17 protein-coding genes are annotated in these 16,796 nt (G+C 69.6%); 7 read left to right on the forward strand and 10 right to left on the reverse strand.

The genetic code is table 11. The features are described from left to right. Positions 1 to 5: 5 nt before the first annotated feature. The 8 genes from rimP to D2K64_RS04725 form a co-directional block, all read right to left on the reverse strand. Positions 6 to 596 (reverse strand): ribosome maturation factor RimP, encoded by a 591-nt coding sequence (gene rimP, locus D2K64_RS04690; RefSeq protein ID WP_370764355.1) that lies wholly within the window; start codon positions 594 to 596, stop codon positions 6 to 8. 103 nt (positions 597 to 699) lie between these two features. Next, entirely contained in the window at positions 700 to 1,179 is a 480-nt protein-coding gene (locus tag D2K64_RS04695) for a hypothetical protein (RefSeq protein ID WP_120007054.1), read from the reverse strand. Positions 1,180 to 1,297: 118 nt separating this feature from the next. Further along, the gene (trmB, locus tag D2K64_RS04700) at positions 1,298 to 1,990 is read right to left on the reverse strand and encodes a tRNA (guanine(46)-N(7))-methyltransferase TrmB (RefSeq protein WP_120007307.1); all 693 of its coding nucleotides are present in this window, start codon (positions 1,988 to 1,990) and stop codon (positions 1,298 to 1,300) included. Between the two features lie 155 nt (positions 1,991 to 2,145). Continuing rightward, on the reverse strand, positions 2,146 to 3,333 hold the full coding sequence (gene metK / locus D2K64_RS04705) for a methionine adenosyltransferase (RefSeq protein WP_120007055.1): 1,188 nt from the start codon (positions 3,331 to 3,333) through the stop codon (positions 2,146 to 2,148). Positions 3,334 to 3,541: 208 nt separating this feature from the next. After that, positions 3,542 to 4,282, reverse strand: coding sequence for a 4-hydroxy-tetrahydrodipicolinate reductase (gene dapB, locus D2K64_RS04710; RefSeq protein WP_120007056.1), 741 nt, complete (start codon positions 4,280 to 4,282; stop codon positions 3,542 to 3,544). 135 nt (positions 4,283 to 4,417) lie between these two features. Next, positions 4,418 to 5,569, reverse strand: coding sequence for a molecular chaperone DnaJ (dnaJ, locus tag D2K64_RS04715; RefSeq protein ID WP_120007057.1), 1,152 nt, complete (start codon positions 5,567 to 5,569; stop codon positions 4,418 to 4,420). Positions 5,570 to 5,661: 92 nt separating this feature from the next. After that, positions 5,662 to 7,590 (reverse strand): molecular chaperone DnaK, encoded by a 1,929-nt coding sequence (dnaK, locus tag D2K64_RS04720; RefSeq protein ID WP_120007058.1) that lies wholly within the window; start codon positions 7,588 to 7,590, stop codon positions 5,662 to 5,664. A gap of 198 nt (positions 7,591 to 7,788) precedes the next feature. Further along, entirely contained in the window at positions 7,789 to 8,388 is a 600-nt protein-coding gene (locus D2K64_RS04725) for a nucleotide exchange factor GrpE (RefSeq protein ID WP_120007059.1), read from the reverse strand. Between the two features lie 163 nt (positions 8,389 to 8,551). Between D2K64_RS04725 and hemH the strand changes: the two genes are divergently transcribed. The 5 genes from hemH to D2K64_RS04750 all read left to right on the forward strand — a co-directional run bounded on the left by hemH (position 8,552) and on the right by D2K64_RS04750 (position 13,325). Beyond that, entirely contained in the window at positions 8,552 to 9,691 is a 1,140-nt protein-coding gene (gene hemH, locus D2K64_RS04730; protein WP_120007060.1) for a ferrochelatase, read from the forward strand. Then, on the forward strand, positions 9,691 to 10,353 hold the full coding sequence (locus D2K64_RS04735) for an HAD family hydrolase (protein WP_120007061.1): 663 nt from the start codon (positions 9,691 to 9,693) through the stop codon (positions 10,351 to 10,353). The genes hemH and D2K64_RS04735 overlap by 1 nt, the downstream gene beginning before the upstream one ends. Continuing rightward, positions 10,350 to 10,802 carry a protoporphyrinogen oxidase HemJ gene (gene hemJ / locus D2K64_RS04740; protein ID WP_120007062.1) on the forward strand — a complete coding sequence of 151 codons (453 nt, stop codon included), beginning with the start codon at positions 10,350 to 10,352 and terminating at the stop codon, positions 10,800 to 10,802. Before D2K64_RS04735 ends, hemJ begins: the two co-directional genes overlap by 4 nt. A gap of 291 nt (positions 10,803 to 11,093) precedes the next feature. Continuing rightward, positions 11,094 to 12,368, forward strand: a complete 1,275-nt coding sequence (gene rho / locus D2K64_RS04745; RefSeq protein ID WP_120007063.1) for a transcription termination factor Rho — start codon at positions 11,094 to 11,096, stop codon at positions 12,366 to 12,368. Between the two features lie 171 nt (positions 12,369 to 12,539). Beyond that, positions 12,540 to 13,325, forward strand: a complete 786-nt coding sequence (locus D2K64_RS04750; protein WP_120007064.1) for a GNAT family N-acetyltransferase — start codon at positions 12,540 to 12,542, stop codon at positions 13,323 to 13,325. Between the two features lie 188 nt (positions 13,326 to 13,513). Here the strand turns inward: D2K64_RS04750 and D2K64_RS04755 are convergent, their stop codons facing one another. Together D2K64_RS04755 and D2K64_RS04760 are read right to left on the reverse strand one after the other, a co-directional pair. Beyond that, complete coding sequence (locus tag D2K64_RS04755) at positions 13,514 to 14,491, reverse strand: quinone oxidoreductase family protein (protein WP_120007065.1); 978 nt, start codon at positions 14,489 to 14,491, stop codon at positions 13,514 to 13,516. Further along, positions 14,488 to 14,958, reverse strand: a complete 471-nt coding sequence (locus D2K64_RS04760) for a methylated-DNA--[protein]-cysteine S-methyltransferase (RefSeq protein WP_120007308.1) — start codon at positions 14,956 to 14,958, stop codon at positions 14,488 to 14,490. The genes D2K64_RS04755 and D2K64_RS04760 overlap by 4 nt, the downstream gene beginning before the upstream one ends. A gap of 83 nt (positions 14,959 to 15,041) precedes the next feature. Here D2K64_RS04760 and D2K64_RS04765 point away from each other — a divergent pair, with 83 nt between their 5' ends. After that, positions 15,042 to 15,464 carry a (2Fe-2S) ferredoxin domain-containing protein gene (locus D2K64_RS04765; RefSeq protein WP_238384014.1) on the forward strand — a complete coding sequence of 141 codons (423 nt, stop codon included), beginning with the start codon at positions 15,042 to 15,044 and terminating at the stop codon, positions 15,462 to 15,464. A gap of 3 nt (positions 15,465 to 15,467) precedes the next feature. Further along, a complete protein-coding gene (mnmE, locus tag D2K64_RS04770; RefSeq protein WP_120007066.1) occupies positions 15,468 to 16,778 on the forward strand; it encodes a tRNA uridine-5-carboxymethylaminomethyl(34) synthesis GTPase MnmE in 1,311 nt (436 codons plus the stop codon). Positions 16,779 to 16,796: the final 18 nt, after the last annotated feature.

Here is a 16,796-nt window from a genome sequence, read left to right on the forward strand (position 1 = left end):
GGTCCTCAGTTCCTCTTGGCGAGGGGCGGTTCGTCGCCCCCATCGGAGTCGGGTGCCTCGCCGGGATTCTCGGCCCGGGCGCGGGCGGCATCAGCCGCGGTGGCGGCGATCAGTTCATCAGTCAGCACCAGCTTGGCGCGCCGCATGTCGGGGCGGGGCAGGGCGACATCGCTGCCGTCATCCAGCCGGAGTCGCACCGTGCCCTCGTCGGCGCCGAGGATCTTGCCACGGAAGCGGCGGCGGCCCTCGAAGGGGATGCTCATCTCCGCGGTGGCGATGTGGCCGGCGAAGCGCATCCAGTCCTTGGTGCGGGTCAGCGGCCGGTCGATGCCGGGCGACGACACTTCGAGGTTCCATTCGCCGGTGAACGGATCATCGACGTCGAGCACGGCGCCAGCGGCGTGGCTGATCTTCTCGCAATCGGCGACGCCGACCGGCACGCCATCGGCGCGATCGGCCATGATCTGCACCGTTGGCGTCTGCTTGCCCTGAATCAGCACGCGCACGATCTCGTAGCCCATGGCCGCGAGCGTCGGCTCGATGGCGGCGGCGATGCGGGCCTCAAGGCCCTCGTGCAGCGGAGAATCGTCTTCCAAAAACAAAAAAGGCGGCCCGTTAAGGCCACCCCCCTGACTGTGCAGCGAAGATGTTGTGCCAGCCATATAGTCTCCGCCACCGGCGAAGACAAGAAAAGCCGCGTCAGCTCCCGAGTCGCGCCAGATGCGTGACCCGGCACAGCCCGTGGGTGCGCGTGGTCAGCACCTCGCCCGACAGACGATTGTCATGCACTTCAGCGAGGCCGTAGCCATGCACGCGCAGCAGCAGGAAATGGTCGGTGACCCGCACCAGATAGAAGCCGGGCTCCAGCCCGCCCTGCCGCACCAGCCGCAGCAGGGTGGGCCGGCCTTCCACCGCGCGCGGCGACGCCGGCACGCCGGCATGATCGAGCGCCGCCACCATGTCGCGCCAATAGGTCGTGGCGATCTCGGCTTCCGGGGCGTAGCGCTCCGGTGCCACGGTGCGCAGCAGGGCGCAGGCGATCGCGTAGGAGGAGCCGATGGCCAGGGCGATGCAGGCCGGGCCGCACCACGGAAGGATGCCGCCACGCTCGGCCATCAACGCCTCGGCGCCGCGGCGGCCAGCTTCCTGCCTGGGGAAATGTGGGCGGGTTTCATCCATGGGCGCACACGTTGTCGTGATCATCGAAATGCGGTCAACGCCAAATTGCAGGGCACCTCGATGATTTTGAGATGCGTGACCCACGCGCCACGCGAAAGCTTCAGCCTTGGCGCGAAAATCAGCCGCGGCGACGCCAGATCCAGTAGAGCGGGTGCCGCCCCTCACGCAGCGCCTTGGCTTCATAGCGGGTGCCGGGCCAGCCCTGCGGCCGCGCCTCGGCCAGCGACTCCAGTTCGAACATGTCCTGGGCGCCCATTACCTCGCGCACCCAGTCCTGGTAGGTGGGGTCGTCGGTCGCGATGCGCCACTCGCCGCCCGGCCGCAGCGCCCGCGCCAGCACCGGCAGGATCGAGGGATGAACGAAGCGCCGCTTGGCGTGCCGCGCCTTGGGCCAGGGATCGGGAAACATCAGGAACAGCCGGGACAGGCTGCGTTCCGGCAGGCTGCGCAGCAGGCGGCGCGCATCCTCGGTCCAGAGCCGCAGATTGGGCGGCAGCGGCGCCGTGGCCTCGCCTCCCTCCGGCACGATGCGGGTCAGCAGGGAGCAGATGCCGTTCTCGAACACTTCCGCGGCGATCAGCCCGGCCCGGGGATGTGCCTCGATCTGCGCCAGGGCGTGCTCGCCGCCGCCGAAGCCGACCTCCAGCCACAACTCCTCGGGCCGCACCTGGAACGAGCCCAGCGGGTCGGCCGGATCGAGGGCGAGGCGCGGCAGGGTGACGTCAAGCAGGATCTGCTGGCGCTGGCGCAGCGGATGGCCCCGGCGTCGGCCGTACAGCCGGTCGGGAACGGAGGGAGGCGTGTCGGTCATGGCGAACACTCTGAACCAGGGCCAGGGGAGCGCCGCTCCCGTGGAAACCCCGCCGGAACGACCGCACCACCCCCGGACCCCGCCATTCGATGGAAGCCCGGAACCTCAGGATCCTGGCGGAAGAGATGCGGAAGGGGCAGCGCCCCTTCCACGGATCAGCGGTTGAAGGCGCGCTTCAGCTCGGCGGCCAGGTCGGTCCGCTCCCAGGTGAAGGTGCCCTTCTCCTCATCCGGCGTGCGGCCGAAATGACCATAGGCCGAGGTGGGCGCATAGATCGCGCGGTTCAGGTGCAGGTGCTCGCGGATGCCGCGCGGCGACAGGTTGATCATGTCGTTGACGACGCGCGCCAGCTTGGCCTCGTCCACGTCACGGCCGGTGTTGTGCAGGTCGAAATACACCGACAGCGGCTTGGACACGCCAATGGCGTAGGACACCTGGATGGTGCACTTCTCGGCCAGGCCGGCGGCCACCACGTTCTTGGCCAGGTAGCGGCAGGCATAGGCGGCCGAGCGGTCCACCTTGGTCGGGTCCTTGCCGGAGAACGCGCCGCCGCCATGAGGCGCCGCACCGCCATAGGTGTCGACGATGATCTTGCGCCCGGTCAGGCCGCAATCGCCGTCCGGGCCGCCGATCACGAAGGTGCCGGTCGGGTTCACATACAGCTCGTCCTCGGGCACGCTCCAGCCATCCGGCAGGCTGCTGACGATGATCGGGCGCACCAGCTCGCGCACCTGATTCTGCGTCAGGCCTTCCTCATGCTGGGTGGACACCACCACAGACGTCACGCCCACGGGCTTGCCATCCACGTAGCGCAGCGTCACCTGCGACTTGGCATCCGGCAGCAGGCCGGCCACCATCTTGTCCCGGGAGCGGCGCAGTTCGCTGATGCGGCGCAGGATCAGGTGGGAATAATACAGCGGCGCCGGCATCAGGTCCGGCGTCTCGGTGCAGGCATAGCCGAACATGATGCCCTGGTCGCCGGCGCCCTCATCCTTGTTGCCGGCGGCGTCCACGCCCTGCGCGATGTGCGCGGACTGCGCATGGAGGTGCACGGAAACCTCGGCATTGCGCCAGGAGAAGCCTTCCTGATCGTAGCCGATGTCCTGCACGGCCATGCGGGCCAGGTGCGCCAGCAGCTCATGCGTCACGCTGCCAGGGCCACGGGTCTCGCCGGCCAGGATGATGCGGTTGGTGGTGACCAGCGTCTCGCAGGCCACGCGGGCATACGGGTCGGCCTCCAGAAAGGCATCCAGCACCGTGTCGCTGATGCGGTCGGCAACCTTGTCGGGGTGACCCTCGGAAACGGATTCCGAAGTGAACAGGTACTCGCCCTTGTCGCGCATGGCCTTATCGTCCTCTTGTCGCGGTGGCGACCGGTTCGCCCCGGCCTGGCAGATCCTCCGCAGAATGCGGCGGGGCTGTTTCGCAACTGCGAGGCGGGGGGTCAAGCATTGGCTGGGGCAGGGCAGGGGCCGCTCCCCGCGGGAAAAGCCGCCAGCCACGGCGCCCGGCCATGCCCTCGCGGCTCCCCGGGTCCGGCCGGCGGGCCCCTCAGCCCATCCCGAGCACATGCTTCATGTCGTACAGCGCCGGCGGCTGGCCAACCGCCCAGTGCGCGGCGCGAACAGCGCCGGTGGCGTAGACCCGCCGGTCGAAGGAGCGGTGGGTGAGCGCGATATGCTCCGAGCCGGCGGCGAACAGCAGGGTGTGCTCCCCCACCACCTGGCCGCCCCGCAGCGCCGCGAAGCCGATCGGGCCGGTGCCGCGCGGGGCGGTATGGCCGTTCCGCCCGCTTTCCATGCCAACCTCCTCCAGCGTCTGGCCGCGGCCCCGCGCCACCGCGCGGCCCAGGGCAATGGCGGTGCCGGAGGGTGCGTCAACCTTCTGCCGATGATGCATCTCGACGATCTCGGCATCGTACTGCTCGGGCGGCAGGGCCGCGGCCATGCGCTCGGCCAGGGCGAACAGCAGGGTGACGCCGGGGGCGAAATTCGCGGCATACACCACGGGCACCGTCCGGGCGGCCTCCGCCACCGCCGCTTCCTGCGCCGCCGACAGGCCGGAGGAGCCGAGCACCAGCGGCTTGCCGCTGCGGGCGGCCAGCTCAGCATGGCGTTCGGCGGTGAGGGCGTTGGTGAAGTCAATCACCACGTCGCTGGCGGCGAACAGCGCCTCCGCATCGCCGGAACGGCCGATGCCGCCCGCGACCAGGGCGCCGGAGGCCGCCGCCTCTTCGGACAGCAACTGCCCCATCCGGCCGGTGATCCCGGCGATGCCGATGCGGAGGGTCATGCAGCACGAATTCCTTGGCAGGGATGAAAAGCGGCCGGGAACATCATTTCCCGGCCGCATCTTCTTTCTCCTGAAAGAAAAGAGAAGAGGCCCCGGGACGATTTTCGCCGCCCCGGGACCTCTTGCGGACGCGGCCTACCGGCCGAGGCCGTCCCAGAACTCCTTCACCTTGGCGAAGAAGCCCTCGCTCTCGGGGGAAGAGTTGCCGCCCTGGCCGCCCTCGCCCTCGAACTGCTCCAGCAGCTCGCGCTGGCGGGCGGACAGGTTCTGCGGCGTCTCGACCGCCACCTGGACGTACATGTCGCCCCGCGCGCCCGAGCGCAGCACGGAGAAGCCCTTGCCGCGCAGGCGGAACTGGTCGCCCGTCTGGGTGCCGGCCGGGATGGTGACGCGCGAGCGGCCGCCATCGATGGTCGGCACCTCGACCCCGCCGCCCAGCGCCGCCTGCGTCATGCGCAGCGGCACGCGGACGTAGATGTTGGCGCCGTCGCGCTGGAACAGCGCGTGCGGGCGGATCGAGATGTCAACATATAGATCGCCCGCCGGCGCGCCGCGCAGCCCGGCCTCGCCCTCGCCCGAGAGGCGGATGCGGGTGCCGTCCTCCACCCCGGGCGGGATGGTGATGTTGAGGTTGCGCTCGCGCTGCACGCGGCCGGCGCCGCCGCACACCTTGCAGGGATTCTTGATCACGCGGCCGGTGCCGCCGCAGGTCGGGCAGCTGCGCTCGATCAGGAAGAAGCCCTGCTGGGCGCGCACCTTGCCAGCCCCGCCGCAGGTGGTGCAGGTCTGCGCCGACTGGGACTTGCCCTCGGCGCCGGTGCCGTCGCAGGCATCGCACTGCACGCTGGTCTGCACGCGGATCGGCTTCTTGACGCCGGCAAAGGCGTCCTCGAGCGAGATCTCCACCTGGTGCCGCAGATCGGCGCCGCGCCCGGCCGCCGCGGCGCCGTTGCCGCCGGGGCGGCGGGCGCCGAACTGGCCGAACATTTCGGCGAAGATGTCCTCGAAGCCACCGGCGCCGAACGGGCTGCCGCCGCCGCCGCCCGCACCCGGCCCGCCGCCCTCGAAGGCGGCATGGCCATAGCGGTCATAGGCGGCCCGCTTCTCCGCGTCCTTCAGCACGTCATAGGCTTCGTTCAATTCCTTGAACTTCGCCTCGGCGGCCTTGTCGCCCGGATTGCGGTCCGGGTGAAACTTCATCGCCAGCTTGCGATAAGCTTTTTTCAGCTCGTCCTCGCCGGCATCCCGGCCGACGCCGAGCGTGTCGTAGTAATCGCCCTTGGCCATGGTTCGGCCTGTCTCCCAAGCTCCGGAACGAAGATGCGCCCGGCTCCATGACCGGAACCGGGCGCCAGCGAATCAGCGCGTGGCTGGACGCCTTATTCCGGCTTCTTCTTGGCCGGGTCCACGTCCTCGAACTCGGCATCGACGACCTTCTCGCCCGCCGGGCCCTGCTGCCCGCTGGAGGAGGCACCACCGGCCGCCTCGGCCGCACCCTCCTGCGGGGTTGCCTTGTAGATGGCCTCGCCCACCTTCATGGCCGCCGCCGAGAGACGTTCGGTCGCCGCGCGGATGGCGTCGACATCGCTGCCGTTCTGCGCCTCGCGCGCCGCGGAGATCGCCGCCTCGGCCTCGCCCTTCTCGGCCGCCGGAACCTTCTCGGCGTTGTCCTTCAGCGACTTCTCCGTGGTGTGGATCAGCGCTTCCAGCTGGTTCTTCGCCTCGACGGCCTCGCGACGCTTCTTGTCCTCCTCGGCATGGGCCTCGGCGTCCTTCACCATCCGCTCGATGTCGGCGTCGGACAGGCCGGACTTAGCCTGGATCTTGATCTGCGTCTCCTTGCCGGTGGCCTTGTCCTTGGCGGACACCGACACGATGCCGTTGGCGTCGATATCAAAGGTCACCTCGATCTGCGGCACGCCGCGCGGCGCGGGCGGAATGCCCTGCAGATCGAAATTGCCCAGCAGCTTGTTGTCCGCCGCCATCTCGCGCTCGCCCTGGAACACCTTGATGGTGACCGCGGTCTGGTTGTCGTCGGCGGTGGAGAAGGTCTGGCTCTTCTTGGTCGGGATCGTGGTGTTGCGGTCGATCAGCCGGGTGAACACGCCGCCCAGCGTTTCGATGCCGAGCGACAGCGGCGTCACGTCGAGCAGCAGGACGTCCTTCACCTCGCCCTTCAGCACGCCGCCCTGGATGGCGGCACCGATGGCGACCACCTCATCCGGGTTGACGTTGCGGGCCGGCTCCTTGCCGAAGAAGGTCTTCACCGCCTCGATGACCTTGGGCATGCGGGTCATGCCGCCGACCAGGATCACCTCGTCGATCTCGCCGGCATTCAGCCCGGCATCCTTCAGCGCCAGCTTGCAGGGCTCCAGCGTCCGCTGCACCAGGTCGTCCACCAGGCTTTCCAGCTTGGCGCGGGAGAGCTGCAGCACGAGGTGCTTCGGGCCGGACGCGTCGGCGGTGATGAAGGGCAGGTTGATCTCGGTCTGCTTGGCCGAGGACAGCTCGATCTTCGCCTTCTCGGCGGCTTCCTTCAGGCGCTGCAGGGCCAGCTTGTCCGACCGCAGGTCGATGCCGTTCTCTTTCTTGAACTCATCGGCCAGGTAGTCGATCACGCGCTGGTCGAAATCCTCACCACCCAGGAAGGTATCGCCATTGGTGGACTTCACCTCGAACACGCCGTCGCCGATCTCCAGGATCGACACGTCGAAGGTGCCGCCGCCGAGGTCATAGACCGCGATCGTGCCGGTGGCCTTCTTGTCCATGCCATAGGCGAGGGCGGCCGCCGTCGGCTCGTTGATGATGCGCAGCACCTCGAGGCCGGCGATGGCGCCGGCTTCCTTGGTGGCCTGGCGCTGGCTGTCATTGAAGTAGGCGGGAACGGTGATGACGGCCTGCGTCACCTTTTCGCCGAGATAAGCCTCGGCCGTCTCCTTCATCTTGGTCAGCACGTTGGCGCTGATCTGCTGCGGCGCCTGCTTCTGGCCGCCGGCTTCCACCCACGCATCGCCATTGTCGGCGCGGATGATCTTGAAGGGGGCGAGGCCCGCTTCCTTTTTGACCATCGCGTCATCGAAGCGGCGCCCGATCAGGCGCTTCACGGCGTAGAGGGTATCGGTCGGGTTGGTCACCGCCTGGCGCTTCGCGGCCTGGCCCACCAGACGCTCGCCATTCTTGGCGAAGGCGACCATGGACGGCGTCGTGCGCGCGCCTTCGGCGTTCTCCAGCACCTTCACGTCGCCGCCTTCCATGATGGCGACGCAGGAATTGGTGGTGCCGAGATCGATGCCGATCACTTTGCTCATCCGAGTTCTCCTTTTGGCGGGTGAGGGCGGCCCTTCGCTCCGGCGCCGCGCCCACCCCCGTGCTCAGCAGGCTGGGGTAGGAAAGGGGAAGCCATCCGATCCTTGGACGGCTGCAACAGCGATGTATTGAGCCACGCGCCGCCGGACAAGGGCGAGCTGTATCACTGCGCAAAAAATGTGCAGGGGCGCCGCGGCCGGTCAGGCGGTCTCCGACACGCCCTCGCCGGCCACCACCACCATGGCGGGCTTCAGCAGGCGGCCATTCAGCGTCCAGGCCGGGGTCCAGGCCTGGATCACCGTGCCGGCGGCCACGCCTTCCGGCGGCGGCTGCTGCGCCATCGCCTGGTGCAGCTCCGGGTCGAAGGGCTTGCCGGTGGCATCGTGCTTGGCGACGCCGTTCCGCTCCAGGATGGAGATGAAGGCACGCTCCACCCCCTCGAAGCCGCCGCGCAGCTTGGTCAGCAGCTCGGCCTCGCCGGCCTCCGGGGCAGGCAGGGCGTCGAGGCCGCGGCGCAGGTTGTCGGCCGCCTCCACCACGTCACGGGCGAATTTCTGCACCGCATAGGCGCGGGCATCGTCCACTTCCCGCTTGGTGCGGGTGCGCAGGTTCTGCATCTCGGCCTCCGAGCGCAGCCAGCGGTCACGAAGCTGGGCCAGTTCGGCTTCCAGCTCCGCGATGCGGGCCATGGCGTCGGCCGGCTGCTCGGGCAGGGGCTGCGTGGCCGCGCTCTCCGGGAAATCGGCCGGTGTCGGCAGTTCGACGGGCGGGTTCTTCTCGGGCGAGTTCTGGTCGTTCATTACGGAGCCATTCTGTTCGGTCGTTCTGGCCGCCCGCACGGGCGTTCGCGTCACCACCTAGGGCTGCGTCGCCGCGCAAACAAGGAAACGATTTGCCATAAACCCTAACCGCGGGCCTAGCCGCGATCTTGCGCAGTGCGGCAAGCATAGGCATCTCCTGCGCATGTCCGCATCCCCCCGTCCTGCCCCGCGCAAGCTCGCCATTGTGCTGTTCAACCTCGGTGGTCCCGACCGGCCCGAGGCGGTGCGGCCCTTTCTCGAGAACCTGTTCACCGACCCCGCCATCCTGCGGGTGCCGGGGTTCATCCGGCCGCTGCTGGGCAAGTTCATTGCCGCCCGCCGCACCAAGGCGGCCAGCGAGAACTACGCCATCATTGGCGGCAAGTCGCCGCTGCTGGAGTTAACGGTGGCCCAGGCCCAGGCGCTGGAAGCGGCGCTGGCGAGGGAAACGCCAGGGGGGCAAACGCCAGGAGAGGAGGTCCCGGGGTGGCAGGCGAATATTCGCTGCTTCGTGGCCATGCGCTACTGGCACCCCTTCGCCGACGCGGCGGCCAAGCAGGTGCGGGACTGGGGGGCGGAGGAGGTGCTGCTGCTACCGCTCTACCCGCAATACTCCACCACCACCACCGGCTCCTCCGTCGAGGACTGGATGGCGGCCTGCGCCCGCATCGGGATGGACCTGCCGACCCGCACCCTATGCTGCTGGCATTCCGACGACGGCTTCGCCCGTGCCACCGCCGCCATTGTCCGCCGCGCCTATGACGAGGCGCGCGCCGCCCTGCCCGCGGCGACGCGGCTGCGCATCCTGTTCTCGGCGCACGGCCTGCCGGAAAGCATCGTCAAGGCGGGCGATCCGTACCAGTGGCAGGTGGAGCAGAGCGTCGGCGCCATCATCCACCACCTCGGCATCGAGGAGCTGGACCATGGCATTTGCTACCAGTCCCGTGTGACACCGCAGAAATGGATCGGCCCCTCCACCGAGATGGCGCTGGAGCAGGCGGCCAAGGACGGGGTGGCGGTGCTGGTCCACCCCGTCGCCTTCGTGTCGGAGCATTCCGAGACGCTGGTGGAGCTGGACGTCGAATACAAGGAATTGGCGCACAAGCTGGGCCTCAAGGGCTATTTCCGCGTCCCGGCACAGAACAGCGACCCGGCCTTCATCGGTGCGCTGGCCGAGCTGGTGCGGCGGGCGCAGAATGGCGGCCGCACCCTGTGCTCCTTTGCCGGGGCCCGGCAATGCCCCAAGGTGCATGGTGATTGCCCGCACGCCAAGGCGCCGCGCCAGCAGCAGGCCGCGGCCTGATGCCGCCGCTCGACCCGCGCCCCTCGGCCGTGCTGTTCGATTGTGACGGCGTGCTGGCCGACAGCGAGGCCCTGGCCGCCGCCGTGGTGTCCGAGGACATGACGGAGCGCGGCTGGCCCATCACCCCGGCCGAGTCGCGGCGCATCTTCCTGGGCCGCGCCGTGCCCGACATGGTGGCGCTGATCGAGGCGCGGTGGGGCCGCCTGCCCGATGACTGGCCGGCCGCCCTGTCGCGCCGCCTGACCGCCCGCATGGCTGCGGAGGTGATCGCGGTGGAGGGTGCGCCCGAGGCGCTGGCTGCCGTGGCCTCGGTCTTTCCGGTGGCCTGCGCCTCGAACTCCTCCCGCGCCGAGCTGACGGCGAAGCTGGGGCGGCTCGGCCTGGGGCAGCATTTCGCCGGCCGCGTCTTCTCCTTCGAGGATGTGGACCGCCCGAAGCCTCACCCGGACATCTACGAGGCGGCCGCCCGCTCTTGCGGTGCCGCGCCCAAGGATTGCGTGGTGATCGAGGACAGCCTGCCCGGCATCCGGGCCGGCATCGCCGCCGGCTGTCGCGTGCTGGCCTTCGCCGGCGACCTGGAGCCGGCGCTGCTGGCGGCGCAGGGCGCGCAGCCCTTCCGCCAGATGGCCGAGCTGCCCGCCCTTCTTGGGATCCACGCATGACCGTGGACGTGCTGGCGAATTTCTATCCCTGGACCAAGGCGCTGCACCTGATCTCGGTGTTCGCCTGGATGGCGGGCATGTTCTACCTGCCGCGGCTCTATGTGTACCACGTGCCGGCGCCGGTCGGCTCGCCGCAGAGCGAGATGCTGAAGGTGATGGAGCGGCGGCTGCTGCGCGCCATCATCAACCCGGCCATGGCGGCGGCCTGGATCTTCGGCATCGCCCTGGTGCTGACCCCCGGCATCATCGACTGGTCGGCCGGCTGGTGGCACGGCAAGATGCTGGGCTTCCTGCTGATGTCGGCCTTTCACGGCCACCTCGCCGCCGCCCGCAAGAGCTTCGCCCGCGACGAGCGGAGGCGCAGCGAGCGCTACTGGCGCATCGCCAACGAGGTGCCGACGCTGCTGCTGGTGCTGATCGTGGTCATGGTGATCGTGCGGCCGTTCTGATCCGGCCCCCTGCAGGAGGCCGGCCGAGGCTTCGGCGCGGCCGGTGGCGGTAAAAACCTTGAAGTGGCGACACAATTCCCCATTTGCCCATTGACGTGAGGGGGAATGCCCCCGTAGCGTGATGACGCTTCTCGTCAAGGCCCTGGAGCAAGCTTGCGCTGGGTCCGGGGCTGAGGCTCCCTCCTCTTCTTTCGGGACAAGTCCGCCGCTGCGTGAGCGCGGCGATGATCTGCGGGATCCGCCGCGGAAGACGTCCCACTGCTCCCCGCCGGAACGGAACGCGTCCGACCTATGCACCTGTCTGAACTCAAGGCCAAAAGCCCCTCCGACCTGTTGGCGTTTGCCGAGTCGCTGCAGATCGAGAACGCCTCCATCCTGCGCAAGCAGGACATGATGTTCGCGATCCTGAAGCAGCTGGCGGAGAACGACCAAGCGATCCACGGCGACGGCACGCTGGAGATCCTGTCCGACGGCTTCGGCTTCCTCCGCTCCCCGCAGTCGAATTACCTGCCGGGCCCGGACGACATCTATGTCTCCCCTGCCCAGGTGCGCCGCTTCGGCCTGCGCACCGGCGACACGGTGGAAGGGCAAATCCGCGCCCCCAAGGATGGCGAGCGCTACTTCGCCCTCCTGAAGGTCAACACCGTTAATTTCGAGCCGCCCGAGGCGCTGCGGCACCGCATCAACTTCGACAACCTGACCCCGCTCTATCCGACGCGCCGGCTGAAGATGGAGAACCCGGAGTTCGAGAGCGTCGCCAAGGGGGCGCACAAGGACTTCACGCCGCGCGTCATCGACCTGGTGGCGCCGATCGGCATGGGGCAGCGCGCCCTGGTGGTGGCGCCGCCGCGCACCGGCAAGACGGTGATGCTGCAGAACGTCGCCCGCTCCATCTCGGCCAACCACCCGGACGTGTTCCTGCTGGTGCTGCTGATCGACGAGCGGCCCGAGGAAGTCACCGACATGGCCCGCACCGTGCGCGGCGAGGTCGTGGCCTCCACCTTCGACGAGCCGGCGACCCGCCACGTCCAGGTCACCGAGATGGTGCTGGAGAAGGCCAAGCGTCTGGTCGAGCACAAGCGAGACGTGGTGATCCTGCTCGACTCGATCACCCGCCTCGGCCGCGCCTACAACAGCGTCGTGCCTTCCTCGGGCAAGGTGCTGACCGGCGGCGTCGACGCCAATGCCCTGCAGCGGCCGAAGCGCTTCTTCGGCGCCGCCCGCAACATCGAGGAAGGCGGCAGCCTCACCATCATCGCCACCGCGCTGATCGACACCGGCAGCCGCATGGACGAGGTGATCTTCGAGGAGTTCAAGGGCACCGGCAACTCCGAGGTGATCCTGGACCGCAAGCTGTCCGACAAGCGCGTCTTCCCCGCCATCGACATCGCCAAATCCGGCACCCGCCGCGAGGAAGTGCTGATCGACCGGCCGACCCTGACCAAGATGTGGGTGCTGCGCCGCATCCTGAACCCGATGGGCACGCAGGACGCGATGGAGTTCCTGCTGGACAAGCTGAAGTACAGCAAGACCAACCAGGATTTCTTCGACGCCATGAACACCTGAGGGCTTCCTCCGGTCGCGGAACCAGGCCAGGGGCGGCAACGCCCCTGGCCTTTTTCATGCCCGGTCAGCCCCGCTTCCCATGCCGCCAACCCCTGCAGGCTTCGCGGGGCTCGGTGCCTGTTCATCGCGGTGCCCGGCAGTAGGCTGCGCGGCCAGGAAACGGGGAACAGAATGAACGCACATTCCTGGCAGGGCGTCTCGGTGGCCGAGCTGGAGCGCGCCTCCCACACTGCGGTGCCGGCGCTGCGCACAGGCTTCGATGGGCCCTTCCTGATGCGCGCCTTTCTGGGCGGCACGGGGCGTGCCAACGCGGTCAGTGCCGTCGATCCGCTGCCGGATCCCGGGCTGCCCCCGCGGCTGGACCGGATCGAAGCGGCCTATGCCCGCCTCGGCCTGCCGGTCCGGTTCCGCTCCACGCCGCTGGATCCGCCCGGGCTGCAGGAAGCCCTGCTGGCGCGCGGCTACCATGCCACGGAGGAATCCCGTGTCATGGCCGGCCCGCTGGCGGCCTTCGCAGCCGCGGATGCGGCGCTGGAGGTGAAGCCCGCGCCGGATGACGAATGGCTGTCAGTCCTGTCCACCGCCGATCACCAGACGCCGGAGCGTCGGGCCGAGAAGCGGCAGGCCGCCGGAATGATGATGGTGCCCGCGGCCTGGATGGTGTTGCGAGGGACGGATGGCCAGGCTGCCGTCTCCGGCCAGCTATCCCTGGATGGCCGCCTCGCCGGCTTCTTCGACGTCGCCACGCGTCCCGAGTTCCGCCGCCAGGGCATGGCGCGGCGGCTCCTGGCTGCGGCGGCCGCCTGGGCCGCCGGCCAGGGCGGAGCCACGGGATGGCTGCAGGTATCCGCCGCGAACGCCTCCGCCTGCGCGCTGTATGAATCGCTCGGGCTGCGGGAGATCTACCGCTACCGCTATTATCTCCCCGGACCAGGGGATGGCTTACGTCACGCCTGATCGCACGGGATGACGGCGCGGCCGCTAGCCTGGCCTTTTCGCGGATCGCCGCCCACGCCTTGGCCCGTCACCTCGGACAGCCTTGGCTGACACCCGGCGCGGCGGCGCGCCGGGCGGCTCCACCATGGCCGGGAACCGGATGGCGGGCCTGGGCCCGCACGGGAACGGCCAGCGTTCCGCCCTGCTGCTCAGGGCAGCAGAATGGTCGACCCGGTGGTTTTGCGTGCTTCCAGGGCACGGTGCGCTTCGGCCGCGTCCCGGAGGGCGAAGCTCTGGTTCACCTGGATCTTTACCGCGCCCGATTGCACCACGGAAAACAGATCGGTGGCCGTGGTCACCAGATCGGTGTGGCGGGCGGTGTAGGTGGCCAGGGTCGGGCGGGTCAGGAACAGCGAGCCTTTCGCCGCCAGCACGCCGATGTCGATCGGCGGCACCGCACCGGAAGCATTGCCGTAGGACACCATCATGCCGAGCGGCGCCAAGCAGTCGAGCGAGGTCATGAAGGTGTCCCTGCCGACGCTGTCATAGACCACGGGCAGCATGGCGCCGCCGGTGATCTCCTTGACGCGTGACGGCAGGTCGTCCTGGCCGGGGATCAGCACATGCGCTGCGCCATTGGCTTGCGCCAGGGCGGCCTTTTCCGGAGTGGAGACGGTGCCGATCACCGTGCAGCCCAGCGCCTTGGCCCACTGGCACATGATCAGCCCGACGCCGCCGGCCGCCGCATGCACCAGGATGGTGTCTCCCGCTTTCACCGGAAAGGTGCGGCGCAGCAGGTATTGCGCCGTCATGCCCTGCAGCATCATGGCCGCGGCGGTGCGGGTGTCGATGTCATCCGGCAGCTTCACCAGCCGGTCGGCCTTCAGGGTACGGGCCTCGGCATAGGCGCCGATCGGCGCCATGGCGTAGGCGACGCGGTCGCCCACGGCGAGGCCGGTCACCTCGCTGCCCAGCGCCTCCACCACCCCGGCCGCCTCCATCCCCAGCGTGGCCGGGAGCGAGGGCAGCTTGTAGAGGCCGTTGCGGAAATAGACATCGATGTAGTTCAGTCCGACGGCCTCGTGGCGCACCAGCACCTCGTCCGCCTTAGGGGCGGGCAGCGGCACGTCCTCCCACAGCATCTTCTCGGGGCCGCCATGCTCGTGGATGCGGATGGCATGGATCATGGCTGGGTTCCTTGTTGGCGCCCTGCACGGCGCTCCAGTTCGAGAAGATAGGTCTTGGTCGCGAGGCCTTCGCCGCCGGAATAACCGCCCAGCCGGCCGCCGCTGGCGACCACGCGGTGGCAGGGGATGATGATCGGGATCGGGTTGGCGCCGTTGGCCTGCCCGACGGCCCGGGCCACGGAGCCGAGGCCCCGGGCGATCTCGCCGTAGGAGCGGGTCTCCCCAGGCGGGATCTGCTGCAGGGCGGCCCAGACGCGGCGCTGATAGGCTGAGCCGAAGGGCGCCAGCGGCAGGTCGAACGCCAGCCGCTGGCCGTCGAAGTAATCCTGCAGCTGCTCGCGCGCGGCCAGCAGCACCGGGGTTTCGGCCTGGTCGCGGCCGCGTCCCCAGTCCAGGGCGACGATGGCGCCGTCCTCCTCGGACAGGGTCAGCGCGCCGAGCGGGGTGAGAAGGGAAAGTTGAGGCATCAGGGGCGATTCGACACGCTCCGCGGGCAGCGTCAAGGGCTGCGTGGCCGATGCGGCTGGCCGGCGCGCCGAGGCGTCGCTAGATGAGGGAGCAGGCCGCCGCCAGCCAGAAGGATGCCATCTTCGTGACAGAGACCACGCCGACCCCGGCCGCAAGCGAGCCCGGCGATCCGCCGCCTTACTTCCGGGCCCATCTGTTCGTCTGCTGCAACCGGCGGGCGGAGGGCCACCGGCGCGGCTCCTGCGCCGCCCGCGGCAGCGAGAAGCTGAAGGACTACATGAAGGCGCGCGCCAAGGAACTCGGCATCGGCGGCGTCCGGGTGAACCAAGCCGGCTGCCTGGACCGCTGCGAGTTCGGCCCGGCCATCGTGATCTATCCCGAAGGCGTCTGGTACCACGCCGAAACCCGCGAGGACATCGACGAGATCCTGCAGGCCCATCTGGTGGAGGGCGGCCGCGCGTGGCGGCTGATGCTGACCGAGCGGGACGTGGTGCCGAAGGGCTGAGCCATGAGCGGCGCCGATACCATCTTCGCCCTGGCCTCGGGCGCCGGGCGGGCCGCAGTGTCGCTGCTGCGCCTGTCCGGGCCCGGGAGCGGTGCGATCCTGGCCCGGCTGGCCGCCGGGCTGCCGAAGCCGCGCAGGGCCAGCCTGCGGCGGCTGCGCGATCCCCGGGACGGCGAGCTGCTGGACGAGGCGCTGATACTCTGGTTCCCGGCCCCCCATTCCTACACCGGCGAGGATGCGGCGGAGCTGCACCTCCATGGCGGACGCGCGGTGCTGGACGGGGTCACCGCGGCGCTGCTGGTCTGCGGCGCGCGTCCGGCCGAGCCGGGCGAGTTCACCCGGCGGGCCTTCTTGAACGGCCGCATGGACCTGACCGCCGCCGAGGGCATCGCAGACCTGATCGAGGCCGAGACGGCCGCCCAGCGGCGCCAGGCGCTGCGCCAGGCCGGCGGGGCGCTCGCCGCACGCTACGCGGGGTGGGCGGACCGGCTGCTCCGCATGCTGGCGCATCAGGAAGCTGCCATCGAATTCGCCGAGGATGGCATCCCCACCACCCTGGAGGCGGAAGTCAGAACAGCGGCGGCGAGCCTGGCCGGGGAGATCGAGGTGCATCTGGCGGATGGCCGGCGCGGCGAGCGGCTGCGCGAAGGCCTGTGGGTCGCCATCCTGGGCGCACCCAATGCCGGCAAATCCTCCCTGCTGAATGCCCTGGCTGGGCGCGAGGCGGCCATCGTCTCGGCCCGGGCGGGCACCACCCGTGACGTGGTGGAGGTTCGCCTGGATCTCGGCGGCGTGCCGGTCTGGCTCGCCGACACGGCCGGGCTGCGCGACACGCCGGACGAGATCGAGGCCGAAGGCGTGCGCCGAGCCCGGCGCCGCGCGGAAGAAGCCGACCTCCTCCTCGCCGTCTTCGCGTCGGACGTGCCGCCGGATGCCGCGACGCTGGCCCTGGTGACGCCGGAGACGCTGGTGGTGGCCAATAAATGCGATCTGGCCCCACCGCCATCCGGGCTGCCGGCCCTGGCCGTGTCCGCCATGACAGGGCAGGGGATGGAAGCGCTGCGGCAGCGCCTGGAGCAACTGGCCGCCGACCGCGCCGGGTTGACGGCGGAAGCGGGCCTCACCCGGCCGCGCCATCGTGCGGCGCTGGGCGAGGCCGTGTCCTGGCTGCGGGACGCGGAAGCGGCACCCTTGCCGGAACTGGCATCGGAAGCGCTGCGGGCGGCGTTGCGGGCGCTGGGGCGGCTGACCGGGCGCGTCGGAGTTGAAGAAGTGCTTGATGTGGTGTTCGGGGATTTCTGCATCGGAAAGTAGCCCGCGGCCCGCTATATC

This window comes from Teichococcus vastitatis, assembly GCF_003604215.1.
GTDB classification, from domain to species: Bacteria; Pseudomonadota; Alphaproteobacteria; order Acetobacterales; family Acetobacteraceae; genus Pseudoroseomonas; species Pseudoroseomonas vastitatis.

Excerpts from the sequence above, each read along its gene's own strand:
- mnmE (WP_120007066.1), top strand. The coding sequence starts at position 15,468 with ATGAGCGGCGCCGATACCATCTTCGCCCTGGCCTCGGGCGCCGGGCGG.
- D2K64_RS04760 (WP_120007308.1), bottom strand. The coding sequence starts at position 14,958 with ATGCCTCAACTTTCCCTTCTCACCCCGCTCGGCGCGCTGACCCTGTCC.
- D2K64_RS04695 (WP_120007054.1), bottom strand. The coding sequence starts at position 1,179 with ATGGATGAAACCCGCCCACATTTCCCCAGGCAGGAAGCTGGCCGCCGC.
- metK (WP_120007055.1), bottom strand. The coding sequence starts at position 3,333 with ATGCGCGACAAGGGCGAGTACCTGTTCACTTCGGAATCCGTTTCCGAG.
- dnaJ (WP_120007057.1), bottom strand. The coding sequence starts at position 5,569 with ATGGCCAAGGGCGATTACTACGACACGCTCGGCGTCGGCCGGGATGCC.
- trmB (WP_120007307.1), bottom strand. The coding sequence starts at position 1,990 with ATGACCGACACGCCTCCCTCCGTTCCCGACCGGCTGTACGGCCGACGC.
- D2K64_RS04750 (WP_120007064.1), top strand. The coding sequence starts at position 12,540 with ATGAACGCACATTCCTGGCAGGGCGTCTCGGTGGCCGAGCTGGAGCGC.
- rho (WP_120007063.1), top strand. The coding sequence starts at position 11,094 with ATGCACCTGTCTGAACTCAAGGCCAAAAGCCCCTCCGACCTGTTGGCG.
- D2K64_RS04735 (WP_120007061.1), top strand. The coding sequence starts at position 9,691 with ATGCCGCCGCTCGACCCGCGCCCCTCGGCCGTGCTGTTCGATTGTGAC.
- D2K64_RS04725 (WP_120007059.1), bottom strand. The coding sequence starts at position 8,388 with ATGAACGACCAGAACTCGCCCGAGAAGAACCCGCCCGTCGAACTGCCG.
- D2K64_RS04755 (WP_120007065.1), bottom strand. The coding sequence starts at position 14,491 with ATGATCCATGCCATCCGCATCCACGAGCATGGCGGCCCCGAGAAGATG.
- dnaK (WP_120007058.1), bottom strand. The coding sequence starts at position 7,590 with ATGAGCAAAGTGATCGGCATCGATCTCGGCACCACCAATTCCTGCGTC.
- hemJ (WP_120007062.1), top strand. The coding sequence starts at position 10,350 with ATGACCGTGGACGTGCTGGCGAATTTCTATCCCTGGACCAAGGCGCTG.
- dapB (WP_120007056.1), bottom strand. The coding sequence starts at position 4,282 with ATGACCCTCCGCATCGGCATCGCCGGGATCACCGGCCGGATGGGGCAG.
- D2K64_RS04765 (WP_238384014.1), top strand. The coding sequence starts at position 15,042 with ATGAGGGAGCAGGCCGCCGCCAGCCAGAAGGATGCCATCTTCGTGACA.
- hemH (WP_120007060.1), top strand. The coding sequence starts at position 8,552 with ATGTCCGCATCCCCCCGTCCTGCCCCGCGCAAGCTCGCCATTGTGCTG.